This window comes from Streptomyces sp. NPDC000229 (assembly GCF_040300825.1).
In the GTDB taxonomy this organism is placed as follows: Bacteria; Actinomycetota; Actinomycetes; order Streptomycetales; family Streptomycetaceae; genus Streptomyces.
In genome coordinates, this window is the sequence record NZ_JBEPEL010000044.1 from 1 (window position 1) to 15962 (window position 15962).

The following is a 15962-nucleotide window of genomic DNA, read 5'->3' on the forward strand; positions in this document are numbered from 1 at the left end:
GGCTCCGGCCATCCGTCCGCTGTCCCTCCGTCGCGGCTTGGCCGCAGTCCGTACCGCCGTCGACATGACCCCCCGGCCCGGGGCACCCGGCCCGGGCGCCACCGCCCCGCATGCCGTCGGCCCGTACGCCGCCCCGCCCCACCGGATGCCGCCCGAGACGCCCGTCGAGACCACCACCCGCCTCCGCCCCGTCCGCAGCCGGCACCCCGCCCGCGCGGCCGCGGCCGTCGCCTGCCTCGTGCTCGGACTGGGGCTCACCGGCGGAGCCGCCGCCGGGGCCTGGCTCGTGGGCGACTCGGCCGCCCAGACCTCGGACCGCTTCACCGAGGCCCGCAGCCTCTGGCACAGCGTCCCCGTCGACACGCTCTTCCCGCGCACCCTCGACGGCGAGGGCGCCGGACCCGGCCGCGCCGACCGGACCTGGACGCGGATCGCCGTCGCGCCCGACGGCCCGTGCACCGGCGCCCTGGACCCGCTGCTGCTCAGGACCCTGCGGCCGGTCGGCTGCGAGCGGGTGCTGCGCGCCACGTACACCGACGCGACCTCCACCAGCGTCACCACCGTCGGCATGGTGTTCACGGACGCCGACCGCCCCGGCATGACCGCGCTGCGCCAACGCTTCACGGACGAGAGCCTCGACGAACGCACCGACCTGCTGCCCCGCACGCTCGCCGCCCCCGGCACCGTCGCCGCCGGCTTCGGCGACGCGCAGCGGGCGAGCTGGCGGGTGAGCGTCCTCACCGACGTACCCGTCATCGTCTACGCCGTGACGGGCTTCGCCGACGGCCGTACCGTCGACGACCCGCAGCCGGCCGCCGAGGCGATGGCCGAGGGTCAGACGAGCACGCCCGCCCAGGCGGGGCTGGGGCATGACGCCGACGGCATCGCCGACCGGATCGAGCGCCGCCTCCGTACGACGGCGACGACCGGCAAGGCCACGCAGGAGCCCCGATGACGTACCGCCGCCGTACCGCCTTCGCCGCCGCCCTCGCCGCCACCGCGTTCGCCGTGCTTCCCGCCGCCCCCGCACACGCCGACACCATCCGTGCCCGGCAGTGGGGCCTTGAGGCGATGCGCACGGCCGAGGCCTGGCGCACCACCAAGGGCGAGGGCGTCACCGTCGCCGTGCTCGACACCGGCGTCGACGCCACCCACCCCGACCTCGTGGGCAACGTCCTGCCCGGCAAGGACCTCATCGGCTTCGGTGCCAAGCGCGGCGACCGCGCCTGGGCACGCCACGGGACCTCCATGGCCGGCATCATCGCGGCCCACGGCCACGGCCCCGGCAACGAGGACGGCGTCCTCGGCATCGCCCCCGAGGCGAAGATCCTCCCCGTCCGCGTCATCCTCGAAGGCGGCGACCCGGCCCGCACCAAGGCCCGCAACACCCGCGGGACCGCGCTCGCCCAGGGCATCCGCTGGGCCGTCGACCAGGGCGCCGACGTCATCAACCTCTCCCTCGGCGACGACAGCGAGTCCGCCCACCCCGACGCGGGCGAGGACGCCGCCGTCCAGTACGCCCTGTCCAAGGGGGCCGTCGTCGTCGCCTCGGCCGGCAACGGCGGCGACAAGGGCGACCACATCTCGTACCCCGCCGCCTACCCCGGCGTCATCGCGGTCACGGCCGTCGACCGGTTCGGCACCCACGCGGCGTTCTCCACCAGCCGCTGGTACGCCACCGTCAGCGCGCCCGGCGTCGACATCGTCATCGCCGACCCCGACCGCAAGTACTACGAAGGCTGGGGCACGAGCGCCGCGTCGGCGTTCGTCTCGGGCGCCGTCGCCCTGGTCAAGGCCGCCCACCCCGCGCTGACCCCCGCCCAGATCAAGAAGCTGCTCACCGACACCGCCCGCGACCGCCCTGAGGGCGGCGGCCACGACATCGACAAGGGGTACGGGACGGTGGACCCGGCCGCCGCCATCGAGGCGGGCGCGAAGCTGCGCCCCGCCGACATCAAGGCGGCCACCGCCGGGTACGGCAAGCGGTACTTCGGCACCGGGCCGGCGGCCGACCCCGGGGACGACGAGGGCGTCGGTCTGCTCGCCCCCGTCACCGGCGGCATCGGCGTGCTCCTGCTGGCCGCCGCGCTCGTCCTGTGGCGCGGGGGGCGCGCCACCGGGCGCTGACGCGCGCCGTTAGGCTCGTCGCGTGGCGCTCAAGAACATCCCTGACCCCGGTTTCTCCGACGACGACGGCACCGCCGACCCCAGGCTCTCCGAGGCCCTCGCGGCCTGGGCCGAGGACCGGGCCGCCGAGCCGCGGGTCCTGGCGGCCCTCAAGGACGCCCGGCTGCTCGTCCCGGTCGTCGCCGTCCTCGGTGAGGTCGAGGAGGACGAGGAGACCGGGCTGCGCCGCGAGAAGACCAGCGACATGGCCGTACCGACGCTCACCGCCGGCGACCGCCGCGCGCTGCCCGCGTTCACGTCCCTCGACTCCCTGGCCCGCTGGGACCCGGCCGCCCGCCCCGTCGCCGTACCGCTGCACCAGGCGCTGCAGGCCGCCGCCCACGAGAAGGCCGACACCCTCGTGCTGGACCTCGCCGGACCGGTGCCGTACCAGCTGACCGGCCCCGCGCTGCTCGCCCTCGCCGAGGGCCGCACCTCCACCGACCCGCTCGCCGACCCCGCCGTCACGGAGGCGGTACGCGCCGTGATCGCGGCCGAGCCGTCGGTGCTCCGCGCCCACCTCGGCCCCGGGACCGCGGACGGCACCCTCGCCCTGGTCCTGGCCCCGGACGCGCCCCCCGCCGAGGCGGCCCAGCGCGTCGCCCGCGCCCTGGCGGCCGACGAAACACTGAGGGCCCGCCTGGTGCGCGGCCTCGACCTGGCACTCCTGCCGGCCACGGCCACGCCCCCGGGCGAGCCCTTCTACGTACGGAACTGACCCGGCCGAAGACCGGCCCCGTGGCCGCATCGTCCGGGGGCGCCCCCCCTACCCCCGCGCACGGCCCGCCCCGGGGCTCCCGGCCCGTCAGCCGAAGACCGGCCCCGTGTACTTCTCGCCCGGGCCCTGGCCCGGCTCGTCGGGGACGAACGACGCTTCGCGGAAGGCCAGCTGGAGCGACTTCAGGCCGTCCCGCAGCGGTGCCGCGTGGAACGAGCTGATCTCCGTCGCGCCCGCGTCCAGCAGACCGGCCAGCGCGTGGATCAGCTTGCGCGCCTCGTCGAGGTCCTTGTACTGGTCGCCCTCCTCGGTGAGCCCGAGCTTGACGGCTGCGGCGCTCATCAGGTTGACGGCGACCGTCACGATCACCTCGACCGCGGGGACCTCCGCGATGTCGCGGGTCATGGTCTCGAAATCGGTGGTCTGTGCGGCGGAGGCGTTGCTCGGCGTGGCGTCACTCATGACGCCCACGATATGCGGCCCGTCCTGGTTAGCCGCACCCGGCCGGAGCTGGTAACCTGGTGTGACGACCGGCTGGACACGACTCGTGATCCGGCCCACAAGTGGAAGCTCCGATCTCCCACCTGGCTGTCCCTAGGGACGGCGGGTCACCGGTCAGGTGGCGACCATCGTTCCGTACGGACGATGGAGCCGCCCGATGTGCGCCCCGCGGTACGCCGTGGCGGTGCTCCGGTAGCACGAGGAGCCCCGCCTGTGTCCCGTCCGGGGCATTTTTCATGCACCGGCGCGGTTGGTCTTACTAAACAGACGTTACGCGTCCGTCCGCCAGGCGGTCGCGTGGTGCTACCGAGGAGGATCCATCAGCGCCGAGCCCCGCATCAACGACCGGATTCGCGTTCCCGAGGTGCGACTTGTCGGTCCCAGCGGCGAGCAGGTCGGGATTGTCCCGCTTGCCAAGGCCCTGGAGCTTGCGCAGGAGTACGACCTCGATCTCGTCGAGGTCGCGGCGAACGCCCGTCCGCCGGTCTGCAAGCTCATGGACTACGGGAAGTTCAAGTACGAGTCGGCCATGAAGGCCCGTGAGGCGCGCAAGAACCAGGCGCACACGGTCATCAAGGAGATGAAGCTCCGGCCGAAGATCGACCCGCACGACTACGACACCAAAAAGGGTCACGTCGTCCGGTTCCTCAAGCAGGGCGACAAGGTCAAGATCACGATCATGTTCCGTGGTCGCGAGCAGTCCCGGCCGGAGCTCGGCTTCCGGCTGCTGCAGCGGCTCGCGGAGGACGTCCAGGACCTCGGTTTCGTCGAGTCGAACCCGAAGCAGGACGGCCGGAACATGATCATGGTTCTCGGACCGCACAAGAAGAAGACCGAGGCAATGGCCGAGGCCCGCGAGGCGCAGGCCGCCCGCAAGGCCGAGCGCCAGGGTCTGCCCGCCCACGCGGACGAGGCCGTCCACGCGGACGAGCCCGCCGACGAGGCTGCCGAGGCCTGATTCCCGGGCACCCGCCCAGGATTCAACCGACACATCTGACGCTCCCGCGCGCCGGTCCCCGGACCGGCTGGGAGCGCCACTGACGAGGAGAGAACGGCGCTATGCCGAAGAACAAGACGCACTCCGGTGCCAAGAAGCGCTTCAAGGTCACCGGCTCCGGCAAGATCCTGCGCGAGCGCGCCGGCAAGCGCCACCTGCTCGAGCACAAGTCGTCCAAGCTGACGCGTCGCCTCACCGGCAACGCCGAGATGGCCCCGGGTGACAGCGCCAAGATCAAGAAGATGCTGGGCATCTGATTGACCTCCGCCCCCGGACGACGGGGGCAGCCCGACACCGGGACCCATATCGTTTCCGGGTCGTGTGAGTCCAACCACGGCCCCGCTACAAGGAGTTAACAAGTGGCACGCGTCAAGCGGGCAGTCAACGCCCACAAGAAGCGCCGGGCGATCCTCGAGCAGGCCAGCGGCTACCGCGGTCAGCGTTCGCGCCTGTACCGCAAGGCCAAGGAGCAGGTCACCCACTCGCTGGTCTACAACTACAACGACCGCAAGAAGCGCAAGGGTGACTTCCGTCAGCTGTGGATCCAGCGCATCAACGCCGCTGCCCGCGCCAACGGCATGACGTACAACCGCCTCATCCAGGGTCTGAAGGCCGCCAACATCGAGGTGGACCGCAAGATCCTGGCCGAGCTCGCGGTCAACGACGCCAACGCGTTCGCCGCGCTCGTCGAGGTCGCCCAGAAGGCGCTCCCGAGCGACGTCAACGCCCCGAAGGCCGCTGCCTGATCTCCCAGGCCGCAGTTCTTCCCTCCGGACCCGCAGGCCCCGAGCCTGCGGGTCCGGTCTGTTCAACCCCCGTGCGTACGAGAAGAGAGCCGCCGACCACCATGGGCACCCCTGAGCTGATCTCCCCCCGTTCCCCGCGCGTCATCGCGGCGCGGCGGCTCGCCAAGCGCAACTTCAGGGGCAAGGAGCGCCGGTTCATCGCGGAGGGCCCCCAGGCCGTGCGTGAGGCCGCCGCCCACCGCAGCGGCGGGGAGCCGACCCTGGTGGAACTGTTCACCACCGTCGAGGCCGCCGAGCGGTACGCCGACATCGTGGAGGCCGCACGCGCCACCGGCGCCCGGGTCCACCACGCCTCCGACGCCGTGCTGGCCGAGGTCTCGCAGACCGTCACCCCGCAGGGACTGCTCGGGGTGTGCCGGTTCCTGGACTCGCCGTTCGAGGAGATCCTCAGGAACCGGCCCCAGCTCGTCGCCGTCCTCGCCCACGTACGCGACCCCGGGAACGCCGGGACCGTGCTGCGGTGCGCCGACGCGGCCGGCGCCGACGCGGTCGTCCTCACCGATGCCTCCGTGGACCTCTACAACCCCAAGGCCGTGCGCGCCTCCGTCGGCTCCGTCTTCCACCTCCCGGTCGCCGTCGGCGTCCCCGTCGAGCAGGCCGTCGCCGGGCTGAAGGGCGCGGGGTTGCGGATCCTGGCCGCCGACGGGGCGGGCGAGGACGACCTGGACGCCGAGCTCGACGCGGGCACCATGGGCGGGCCCACCGCCTGGATCTTCGGCAACGAGGCGTGGGGTCTGCCCGAGGAGACGCGCGCCCTCGCGGACGCCGTGGTGCGCGTGCCGATCCACGGCAAGGCCGAGAGCCTGAACCTGGCGACCGCGGCAGCCGTATGTCTGTACGGCTCCGCGCGTGCGCAGCGTGCTGCCGGAGGGTGCCGCTCCGTCACCTCCAGCTAGTAGGGTGACGGGCTCGGGGGCCCACTGCGTGACACGGAGGGGTGGGAGAAGGGGATGACGGTCGGCACCAGCAGGCCCGCGGCGCGCAAGGGCGCCTTAGTGGGCGCGTCCGCCGCTCCCGGTGCGTCCGGTACCGGCGTGCCCGGGATGATCGACCCCGACGACCTTCCCGACGGGCTCGTCGTCGCCGACGAGGACGGCCGGGTGGTGTGCTTCAACGCCGCGGCCGTACGCCTCACCGCCGTCGCCCGGGCCGATGCGCTCGGGCAGCCCCTGGAGCAGGCGCTGCCGCTGGAGGACCTCAAGGGCAGGCGCTGGTGGTCGCTGACCGACCCGTACGGCGGACTCGCCATCCGGGGCGGACAGCCCGAGCGCAACCTGCTGCTGCCCGGCAACCGGGAGGTCCTCGTCGCCGCCCGGTACGTGCGCGAGGAGCCCCTCGGCCCCGTACGGAAGGTGGTCGTCACCCTGCGGGGCACCGAGGCGCGGCGCCGCACCGAGCGCAGCCACGCCGAGCTGATCGCCACCGTCGCCCACGAGCTGCGCTCCCCGCTGACTTCCGTCAAGGGCTTCACGGCGACCCTGCTCGCCAAGTGGGAGCGGTTCACCGACGACCAGAAGCGGCTGATGCTGGAGACCGTCGACGCCGACGCCAACCGCGTCACCCGGCTGATCGCCGAGCTCCTCGACATCTCCCGAATAGACTCCGGCCGCCTCGAGGTGCGCCGCCAGCCCGTCGACATCGCCGCCGCCATCGGCCGCCACATCCAGGCGCACACCGCCCGCGGCCAGTCGCCGGACCGGTTCTTCGTCCGCGTACGCCGCCCGCTGCCCGATCTCTGGGCAGACCCGGACAAGATCGACCAGGTCCTCGGCAACCTGCTCGAAAATGCGGTGCGCCACGGCGAGGGAACCGTCACCATCGAGGTGGCACCCACCGGCCCGCACGACGACGAGAAGGGAACGGCCGTCACCGTGAGCGACGAAGGCCCCGGCATCCCCGAGGAGTCGATGGGCCGTGTCTTCACCCGCTTCTGGCGGGGGAGCAAGCGCGGCGGAACCGGCCTCGGCCTGTACATCGTCAAGGGCATCGTCGAGGCGCACGGCGGCACCATCACCGTCGGCCGCGGGCCCGCCGGCGGGGCCCAGTTCCGATTTACGCTGCCCGTGGGCGCCCCGGCCTATCTCGCCTAGCGAGGGCCTCGCGCGTGTCCACGGGCTGATCCGCGGCTCATCCGCCTGCCCATACCCCGTTAGACTCGTCCTTTGGCACCTTTGCGTCCTCGGTCGTCGAGCGGGGGCCCCAGCCAGCCCATCGGAAGTACGGGAAGAGATGTCGGCACCGAACAAGTCGTACGACCCAGTCGAGGTCGAGGCACTGAAACCGGAAGAGATCGAGCGCATGCGGGACGAGGCGCTCGCCGCCTTCGCCGCCGCCGGTGACCTCGACGCGCTCCACGAGGCCAAGGTCGCGCAGACCGGCCCCGCCTCGCCGCTCGCGCTCGCCAACCGGGAGATCGGCGCCCTGCCGCCGCACGCCAAGGCCGAGGCCGGCAAGCGTGTGGGCCAGGCCCGTGGTGCCGTGAACAAGGCACTGGCCGCCCGCCAGGCCGAGCTGGAGGCCGAGCGCGACGCACGCGTGCTGGTCGAGGAGGCGGTGGACGTCACGCTGCCCCACGACCGCACCCCGGCCGGCGCCCGCCACCCGCTGACCACCCTCATGGAGCGCGTCGCGGACGTCTTCGTCTCCATGGGCTACGAGGTCGCCGAAGGCCCCGAGGTCGAGGCGGAGTGGTTCAACTTCGACGCCCTGAACTTCGTACCGGACCACCCGGCGCGCCAGATGCAGGACACCTTCTTCGTCGAGGGCACCTCCCCCGACGGAAAGGCGACCTCCGGCGACGAGTCCGGCATCGTGCTGCGCACGCACACCTCCCCGGTGCAGGCCCGCACGCTCATCGACCGCGAGCCGCCCGTGTACGTCGTGTGTCCCGGCCGCGTCTACCGCACCGACGAGCTCGACGCCACGCACACCCCGGTCTTCCACCAGATCGAGCTGCTCGCCGTTGACGAGGGCCTGACCATGGCGGACCTCAAGGGCACGCTGGACCACATGGTCCAGGCGCTCTTCGGCTCGGACATGAAGACCCGGCTCCGCCCGAACTTCTTCCCGTTCACCGAGCCGTCCGCAGAGATGGACATGCTCTGCTACGTCTGCCGCGGCGAGTCCGTCGGCAACGCCGACCGGCCCTGCCGCACCTGCGGCAGCGAGGGCTGGATCGAGCTGGGCGGCTGCGGGATGGTCAACCCCAAGGTGCTGATCGCCTGTGGCGTGGACCCCGAGAAGTACAGCGGATTCGCCTTCGGGTTCGGCATCGAGCGGATGCTGATGTTCCGCCACAACGTCGAAGACATGCGAGACATGGTCGAGGGTGACGTCCGGTTCACCCGGCCGTTCGGGATGGAGATCTGATGCGGGTCCCGCTTTCGTGGCTGCGGGAGTACGTCGACCTGCCGGCGACGGAGACCGGCCGTGACGTACAGGCCAAACTGGTGTCGGCCGGGCTGGAGGTCGAGACCGTCGAGCAGCTCGGCGCCGGCCTGACGGGCCCGCTCGTGGTGGGCAAGGTCCTCACCATCGAGGAGCTCACCGAGTTCAAGAAGCCGATCCGCTTCTGCACCGTCGACGTCGGCGACGCCAATGGGACGGGTGAGCCGCAGGAGATCATCTGCGGCGCCCGGAACTTCGCCGAGGGCGACAAGGTCGTCGTGGCCCTGCCCGGCGCCGTCCTCCCCGGCGACTTCCGGATCGCCGAGCGCAAGACCTACGGCAAGGTCTCGCGCGGCATGATCTGCTCCGGCGACGAGCTGGGCATGGGCGACGACGGCTCCCACGGCATCATCGTGCTGCCGCCGGAGTACGAGGTCGGCATCGACGCCACCGAGCTGCTGGAGCTGTACGACGAGGTCCTCGACATCGCCGTCACGCCCGACCGCGGCTACTGCCTGTCGATGCGCGGCATCGCCCGCGAGGTGGCCATCGCGTACGGGCTGCCGCTGCGCGACCCGGCGCTCCTCGACGTGCCCGCGCCCAACTCGTACGGCTACCCGGTCAAGGTCTCCGACCCGATCGGCTGCGACCGCTTCACCGCGCGCACCGTCGTCGGCCTCGACCCCGAGGCCCACTCGCCGATCTGGCTCAAGCGCCGCCTCCAGAAGGCCGGCATGCGCCCGATCTCGCTCGCCGTCGACATCACCAACTACGTGATGCTGGAGCTCGGCCAGCCGCTGCACGCCTACGACCGCTCCCGGCTCGACGGCCCCATCGGGGTCCGCCGCGCCGAAGCGGGCGAGAAGATCACCACCCTCGACGGCACGGTCCGCGTCCTCGACGCCGCCGACCTGCTCATCACCGACAACCGCGGCCCCATCGGCCTCGCGGGCGTCATGGGCGGCGCCAACACCGAGATCGCCGACTCCGAGACCGACCCCGAGACGGGCGAGGTGCGGGGCACCACCGAGGTGGTCATCGAGGCCGCGCACTTCGACGCGATCTCCATCGCCCGCACCGCGCGCCGCCACAAGCTGTCCTCCGAGGCGTCCAAGCGCTTCGAGCGCGGCGTCGACCCGCAGGCCGCCGCCGCTGCCGCGCAGCGCACCGTCGACCTGCTGGTCCTCCTCGCGGGTGGCACCGCCGAGGCCGGCGTCACCGAGATCGTCGCGCCGTCCGCGCCGCGCACGGTCACGATGCCCGCCGACCACCCGGACCGCGTCGCGGGCGTGACGTACGGGCGCGAGACCGTCGTCCGCCGCCTCCAGGAGGTCGGCTGCGACGTGTACGGGCAGGACGAGCTGATCGTCACCGTCCCGTCCTGGCGACCCGACCTGAACGAGCCGAACGACCTCGCCGAAGAGGTCATCCGGCTGGAGGGATACGAGAACCTCCCCTCCACGCTGCCCAAGCCCCCGGCCGGCCGCGGGCTCACCGAGCGCCAGCGCACCCACCGCCGCGTGGGCCGCGCCCTGGCCGGCGCCGGGTACGTCGAGGCGCTGAACTACCCGTTCATCAGTGAGCAGGTCCTCGACCAGCTCGACATCCCGGCGGACGACACCTGCCGCCAGGTCGTCAAGCTCGTCAACCCGCTCTCCGACGAGGAGCCCGCGCTCCGCACGGCGCTGCTGCCGGGCCTGCTCGGCGCGCTGCGCCGCAACGACGGCCGCGGCAGCCACGACCTGGCGCTCTTCGAGACCGGCCTGGTCTTCCGGGCCGCCGCGGAGCCGGGCGTCGCGGTGCGGCTGCCCGTCGACCGGCGCCCCACCGACGAGGAGATCGCCGGCGTCAACGCCGTCCTGCCCGAGCAGCCGCGGCACGCCGCCGTGGTCCTCGCCGGGGCGCGCGAGCAGGCCGGCTGGTGGGGCAAGGGCCGCCCGTCCGACTGGGCCGACGCCGTCGAGGCCGCCCGGACCGTCGCCCGCGAGACCGGCGCCGAGCTGATCGTGCGCCAGGGCCAGTACGGTCCGTGGCACCCGGGCCGCTGCGCCGAGCTCGCCGTGGTGGTGGAGGGCGAGGAGCAGGTCGTCGGGTACGCCGGTGAGCTGCACCCGCGCGTCGTCAAGGCGCTGCACCTGCCTGCCCGTACGTGCGCGATGGAGCTGAACCTCGACCTGGTCGAGCAGGCCTCGGCCGGTGTCGTGCGCGCGCCGCGGATCTCGTCGTTCCCGGTCGCCACGCAGGACGTCGCCTTGGTCGTGGACCGGCAGGTGCCGTCCGCCGAGGTCGGGAAGGCACTGCGGGAAGGCGCGGGTGAACTGCTGGAGTCCATCCGGCTGTTCGACGTCTTCGAGGGCGAGCAGATCGGCGAGGGCAAGAAGTCCCTGGCGTACGCGCTGCGCTTCCGCGCCGCCGACCGCACGCTGACCGTCGAGGAGGCCTCGGCCGCCCGTGACGCCGCGGTGGCCGTCGCCGCCGAGCGGACGGGCGCGGTGCTGCGCGGCGCCTGATCCGCCGCTTGTCGAGTGAGGGGCATGGCCGGAACACCGGCTGTGCCCCTCACTCGTTCGAGTGGGAAGTCTGGTGGACTTTCCCCCTTGCCATGGACGATCGACACAATCGTCCCGACCGCGAGGAGGGGCCTGGAGAAGGGCGGTCCGCATGCTGCGTACGCGAGCCTGGGTTCGTCGCCTCGTTCCGCTCGCCCTGCCCGCTCTCTGGGGCGGTGTCGCGATCCTGTGGAAGCTCACCTGCCCCATCGCCCAGCAGGAGGGGACGGCCACCCGGATCGCCACCAGCGCCGTCTTCTTCACCGTCGGCACCGGACTGGTCCTGGGCATCCGGTGCGGCCTGGTCAAGGAGCTGAAACAGGTCCGCGCCGTCGCCCAGGCCGCTCAACAGGTGCTGCTGCGCCCCCTGCCACCCCGCCTCGACGGCCTGTCCGTCGCCGCCGGGCAACTGTCCGTCGCCCGGGGCGCGGCCGTGGGCGGCGATCTGTACGAGGCGGTCGCCACCCCGTACGGCGTGCGGATCGTCATCGGCGACGTACGCGGTCACGGCCTGGCCGCGCTCGGGGCGGTCGCCGCCGTGCTGGGCAGCTTCCGGGAGGCCGCGCACGACGAGCCCGAACTCGGGGGCGTGGGGCGGCGGCTGGAGCGGGCGCTGGGGCGGCATCTGCGCGAGCGGGCGCGGGAGGAGCACCCGGCGTCGGGCGGGTGGGATCCGGACAGCCCGTCGGCGGAGGAGTTCGTCACCGTACTGCTGCTGGAGATCCGCCGGGACGGTGCCGTCATGGCCCTCAACTGCGGGCATCCGTGGCCCTACCGGCTGGGCGGTGCGGGGGCCGAACCGGTCGCGGCCGCGGAGCCGTTGCCGCCGCTGGGTGCCTTTCCGCTGCCGGACGAGCTGCCCGTGCAGCGGTGCGTGACGCTCCTGCCGGGCGAGGCGCTGTTCCTGTACACGGACGGTGCGGAGGACGCGCGGGACGCCTCGGGGCGGTTCTTCGGGCTCCAGGACGTGCTCACCGAGGCGCTGCGGGAGGCGCCGGTGCACCCGGCGGCCCTGATCCACCGGGTGCACTCGGCGCTGCTGCGCCACACCGGCGGGCGGCTCACCGACGATGTGGCCCTGATGGTCGTGCGCAACGACCGTTCCCGGGTGCCGGCGCAGTCCGCGGACCCCGGTCTGCGTCGCACCCGCCCTGCACCCTCCAATCGGTAGCGGCTGGTACGGACATGGGCGGTGCGGCCGGCGCCGTCCGCCTGCCGCGGAGTGTCGGGCAGATCAGGCAGGACGGACGGCGCTTCATCGGGCCGCCGCACTGTACGAGGGGGGAGCCGGCGGCCCGGCCGCCTCTGTGAGAGACCGCCCAGTCAACAGGCGCCGGGGGCATGGCGGCAGAGCGCGCGGGGCACGGATACGGGCATTCCGTTCACACCCCGTGCGAACCCGGCTCCACTAGTCTGGGCACACCGAGTCACCGGAGGGGCACCATGCAGCCCAATACCCTGCTCGACGCCCTGCTCGACGAGGCGGGGATTTCGCACGCGGGCCTGGCCGCTCACGTCAACCAGGCCGGCCGGGCGAGAGGCCTGGCGCTGCGGTACGAACACACGGCGGTGGCCCGCTGGTTGAAGGGCCAGCGGCCGCGCGGCCAGGTGCCGGACCTGATCTGCGAGGTGCTGGGCGCCCGGCTGCACCGGCCGGTCACCCTCGACGACATCGGACTGGGCGTCCCCGGCGAGGCAGCCGTTGCCCACGGCTCACCGCTGTCCGGTTTCGTGGAGCGGGCCACCGCCCTGTGGCGCTCCGACGAACAGCAGCGACCGCACATACTGGGCGCCCCCGCGGTCACCGGCACGCCCGCCGTGATGCCCGTGTGGGAGTGGGAGAACCCCCCGGAGGACGCCGACGTCTCACGCGACGGCCAGACCCGCGTCAGCATGTCGGACATCACCATGCTCCGCGCGGCCCGCGCCCACTACGAGCTGATGTACCGACGGGCGGGCGGGATCGCCACCCGCGCCCGGATAGTCGGCTTCCTCAACACGGAGACCGCGCCGCTGCTGCGCGGCGGCTACACCGACGCCCTGGGCCGCCAGTTGCACCGCGCGACGGGCGGGCTGGTGGCGGTCGCGGGTATCTGCGCGTACGACTCGGACGCGCACGGGCTCGCGCAGCGCTACTTCCACCAGGCGCTGCGGCTGGCGAAGGCGAGCGGGGACCGGGGGCTCGGCGCCTATGTGATCGCCCTGCTGGTCAACCAGTCGCTGTTCATGGGGGAGTACCGGCAGGCGGTGGCATTCGCGGAGGCGGCGCTGCGCACCGCGGGGGAGCAGATCACCCCGGCGCTCGCAGCGGACCTGTACGCGATGCAGGCCAAGGCGTACGCCCACCTCGGCGACGGGTCCGGCGCGCTGAGATGCATCCGTCGCGCGGAGTCGGAGGCGGAGCGCATCCGGCCCGGCCACGAGCCGGACGAGACCGGTTACGTGCAGCCGGGGCTGGTCAATGTGCAGGTCGCCGAAGCCCTGCTGAGCCTGGGTGACCTCGAAGGCGCGCGGGAGCACGCCGCGGCCGCGGTGCGTACCCCCGCGCACGACCGGGGGCGGGTCCACCGGCTCGCCATGCTGAGCCAGATCGAGCTGCGGCAGGGCGAGGCGGACCGGGCGGCGCGCACGGCGGTCGAGATGGCCGAGCGGGCGCGGGGGATGGAGTCGCAGCGGTTGCGTGACCGGCTGCGGGAGGTGCGGGAGCACCTGGTGGCGAGCGGGTGCAGCGACGCGGAGGAGGCGGCCGACCTCATCGACGGGGCCTTGCGCGTGCCGCTGTGATGTTGCCGTGCTTCCGGTGCGACGTTCCGTCGGCTCCGTAGGCCTGCTGCGATATTGCCATCTACTTGTCGGAAGGTGGCAGAAAAGTGCAGTGGACGAACCTGAGCGAACAAACCATCTATGAAAACCGCTGGTTCAAGGTCAACCTGGCGGATGTCGCACTCCCCGACGGCCGGCACCTGGACCACTTCCTCATCCGGCTCCGCCCGGTGGCCGTCGCGACCGCCGTCAACGAGGCCAACGAGGTGCTGATGCTGTGGCGGCACCGCTTCATCACCGACAGTTGGGGCTGGGAGCTCGCCGCGGGGGTGGTCGAGGACGGCGAGGACATCGCCGCCGCGGCCGCCCGCGAGATGGAGGAGGAGACGGGGTGGCGCCCGGGGCCGCTGCAGCACCTCCTGACCGTCGAGCCGTCCAACGGCCTGACCGACGCCCGCCACCACCTGTACTGGGCGGAGGACGCGACGTACACAGGCCATCCCGAGGACGACTTCGAGTCGTCCCGCCGCGAATGGATACCCCTGAAACTGGTCCCGGACATGATCGCCCGGGGAGAGGTCCCGGCCGCCAACATGGCGGCCGGGCTGCTGATGCTGCACCATCTCCGGCTGGGCTGACGCGGATCGCGCGTCGATCAGTTGCCGAGTGCCTGCCAGACCGCCACCGCGAAGGCGCCCACGGCGGTGAACGCGGAAACGGCGGGCAGCGGCCACTTGGCCTGCTCCAGTGCCGCGACGCGCGCGGCCAGATCGGTCAGATCACGGTCGATCTGGCCGTGGCGCTGGGCGAGCAGCGCGAGCTGCCCGTCGATCCGGGCGAGCCCGACGTCGAGACAGCGGCGCAGCTCTGCGAACTCCTCGACGGCGGTTAAGTGTTCGGGGTCGGTGGTCACGGTTCTCCGCTCCTCCTCTTCGTTGTCTGATCGGAACCGAGTCAACTCCCCGAGGCGGGGTGGAGGGAGCGTGTGCGCAGGGCATATGCGAACACGCTCCGCACACCCCGTGCGAAAGTTCGTCGCGCTCCGTTACGACCCGTACGGGTAGAAGCCGGAGCCCGTCTTACGGCCCAGGCGTCCGGCGTCCACCATGCGCTGGAGCAGCGGGGGAGCGGCGTACAGGGGCTCCTTGTACTCGGCGTACATCGAGTCCGCGACCGAGGCGACCGTGTCCAGGCCGATCAGGTCGGCGAGCTTGAGCGGGCCCATCGGGTGGGCGCAGCCCATCTCCATGCCGTTGTCGATGTCCTCGCGGCTGGCGATGCCCGACTCGAACATCCGGATCGCGGAGAGGAGGTACGGGATCAGCAGCGCGTTCACCACGAAGCCGGAGCGGTCCTGGGCGCGGATCGCGTGCTTGCCGAGCACCTTCTCGACCACGGCCTGGGAGCGGCTGATCGTGCCCTCGGAGGTGGTCAGCGCCGGGATCAGCTCGACGAGCTGCTGCACCGGGGCCGGGTTGAAGAAGTGGATGCCGATGACCTGGTCGGGGCGGGACGTCGCCACGGCCAGCTTCACCAGCGGGATGGAGGAGGTGTTGGAGGCGAGGATCGCGTCCTGGCGGGTCACCACCTGGTCCAAAACCTGGAAGATCTCGGTCTTGACCTGCTCGTTCTCGACGACCGCCTCGACGACCAGGTCACGGTCCGCGAACTCGCCGAGGTCGGTGGTGAAGCTGAGCCGGGCGAGCGTCGCGTCACGCTCCTCCTCGGTGATCTTCCCGCGCTGGGCGGCCTTGGAGAGCGAGTTGTACAGCCGGGTACGGCCGATCTCCAGGGCCTCGCCGGTGGTCTCGGCGACCTTGACCTCCAGGCCGCTACGGGCACACACCTCCGCGATGCCCGCGCCCATCTGGCCGCAGCCCACCACTCCGACGCGTTCGATGTCGGTCACATCGTGCCTTTCGCTGATCTTCCATGCGGCAGGTCCCCCGTGTGATTCCGGCGCCCGCCTCGACCCCCCGACGTTACTCCGTTCGCACGGGTGGAGGGCGGTCCGGGGCGGGCATGCTCTGCGAGGACAGGGAGACACCAGGAGCAACCGACCTGTAAGGGGCATA

General features: G+C 72.4%; 16 protein-coding genes. 13 read left to right on the forward strand and 3 right to left on the reverse strand.

Annotation, left to right across the window (positions count from 1 at the left end; all coding sequences use genetic code 11):
- The first annotated feature begins 64 nt into the window (after positions 1–64).
- The 3 genes from ABT360_RS21165 to ABT360_RS21175 are packed head-to-tail and all read left to right on the forward strand — an operon-like array spanning position 65 to position 2884.
- Positions 65–955 carry a hypothetical protein gene (locus tag ABT360_RS21165; RefSeq protein ID WP_444852293.1) on the forward strand — a complete coding sequence of 297 codons (891 nt, stop codon included), beginning with the start codon at positions 65–67 and terminating at the stop codon, positions 953–955.
- On the forward strand, positions 952–2127 hold the full coding sequence (mycP, locus tag ABT360_RS21170; RefSeq protein ID WP_351818544.1) for a type VII secretion-associated serine protease mycosin: 1176 nt from the start codon (positions 952–954) through the stop codon (positions 2125–2127). The genes ABT360_RS21165 and mycP overlap by 4 nt, the downstream gene beginning before the upstream one ends.
- Before the next feature lie 22 nt (positions 2128–2149).
- Positions 2150–2884: an SseB family protein gene (locus ABT360_RS21175; RefSeq protein WP_351818547.1), complete on the forward strand. Its 735-nt coding sequence runs from the start codon at positions 2150–2152 to the stop codon at positions 2882–2884.
- Positions 2885–2971: 87 nt separating this feature from the next.
- Here the strand turns inward: ABT360_RS21175 and ABT360_RS21180 are convergent, their stop codons facing one another.
- Positions 2972–3346, reverse strand: a complete 375-nt coding sequence (locus tag ABT360_RS21180) for a DUF1844 domain-containing protein (protein ID WP_351818550.1) — start codon at positions 3344–3346, stop codon at positions 2972–2974.
- A gap of 289 nt (positions 3347–3635) precedes the next feature.
- On the opposite strand from ABT360_RS21180, the gene infC reads away from it, so the two are divergent.
- The 10 genes from infC to ABT360_RS21230 all read left to right on the forward strand — a co-directional run bounded on the left by infC (position 3636) and on the right by ABT360_RS21230 (position 14525).
- Positions 3636–4343, forward strand: a complete 708-nt coding sequence (gene infC / locus ABT360_RS21185) for a translation initiation factor IF-3 (RefSeq protein WP_351818553.1) — start codon at positions 3636–3638, stop codon at positions 4341–4343.
- Between the two features lie 101 nt (positions 4344–4444).
- Positions 4445–4639: a 50S ribosomal protein L35 gene (gene rpmI, locus ABT360_RS21190; RefSeq protein WP_041128339.1), complete on the forward strand. Its 195-nt coding sequence runs from the start codon at positions 4445–4447 to the stop codon at positions 4637–4639.
- A gap of 102 nt (positions 4640–4741) precedes the next feature.
- Positions 4742–5128 (forward strand): 50S ribosomal protein L20, encoded by a 387-nt coding sequence (gene rplT / locus ABT360_RS21195; RefSeq protein WP_064068121.1) that lies wholly within the window; start codon positions 4742–4744, stop codon positions 5126–5128.
- A gap of 101 nt (positions 5129–5229) precedes the next feature.
- The gene (locus tag ABT360_RS21200) at positions 5230–6084 is read left to right on the forward strand and encodes a TrmH family RNA methyltransferase (protein ID WP_351818558.1); all 855 of its coding nucleotides are present in this window, start codon (positions 5230–5232) and stop codon (positions 6082–6084) included.
- A gap of 54 nt (positions 6085–6138) precedes the next feature.
- On the forward strand, positions 6139–7278 hold the full coding sequence (locus tag ABT360_RS21205) for an ATP-binding protein (protein WP_444852292.1): 1140 nt from the start codon (positions 6139–6141) through the stop codon (positions 7276–7278).
- A 139-nt stretch (positions 7279–7417) separates the two neighbouring features.
- Complete coding sequence (gene pheS, locus ABT360_RS21210; RefSeq protein WP_351818561.1) at positions 7418–8557, forward strand: phenylalanine--tRNA ligase subunit alpha; 1140 nt, start codon at positions 7418–7420, stop codon at positions 8555–8557.
- The gene (gene pheT, locus ABT360_RS21215; protein WP_351818564.1) at positions 8557–11085 is read left to right on the forward strand and encodes a phenylalanine--tRNA ligase subunit beta; all 2529 of its coding nucleotides are present in this window, start codon (positions 8557–8559) and stop codon (positions 11083–11085) included. The genes pheS and pheT overlap by 1 nt, the downstream gene beginning before the upstream one ends.
- A gap of 151 nt (positions 11086–11236) precedes the next feature.
- A complete protein-coding gene (locus ABT360_RS21220; RefSeq protein ID WP_351818567.1) occupies positions 11237–12295 on the forward strand; it encodes a PP2C family protein-serine/threonine phosphatase in 1059 nt (352 codons plus the stop codon).
- A 272-nt stretch (positions 12296–12567) separates the two neighbouring features.
- Positions 12568–13908 carry a tetratricopeptide repeat protein gene (locus ABT360_RS21225; RefSeq protein ID WP_351818570.1) on the forward strand — a complete coding sequence of 447 codons (1341 nt, stop codon included), beginning with the start codon at positions 12568–12570 and terminating at the stop codon, positions 13906–13908.
- Positions 13909–13994: 86 nt separating this feature from the next.
- Entirely contained in the window at positions 13995–14525 is a 531-nt protein-coding gene (locus ABT360_RS21230) for an NUDIX hydrolase (protein ID WP_351818573.1), read from the forward strand.
- A 17-nt stretch (positions 14526–14542) separates the two neighbouring features.
- On the opposite strand, the gene ABT360_RS21235 is transcribed toward ABT360_RS21230, so the two are convergent.
- Together ABT360_RS21235 and ABT360_RS21240 are read right to left on the reverse strand one after the other, a co-directional pair.
- Positions 14543–14800 carry a hypothetical protein gene (locus ABT360_RS21235; RefSeq protein WP_351818576.1) on the reverse strand — a complete coding sequence of 86 codons (258 nt, stop codon included), beginning with the start codon at positions 14798–14800 and terminating at the stop codon, positions 14543–14545.
- Positions 14801–14932: 132 nt separating this feature from the next.
- The gene (locus ABT360_RS21240; RefSeq protein ID WP_351818579.1) at positions 14933–15796 is read right to left on the reverse strand and encodes a 3-hydroxybutyryl-CoA dehydrogenase; all 864 of its coding nucleotides are present in this window, start codon (positions 15794–15796) and stop codon (positions 14933–14935) included.
- Between the last annotated feature and the right edge of the window lie 166 nt (positions 15797–15962).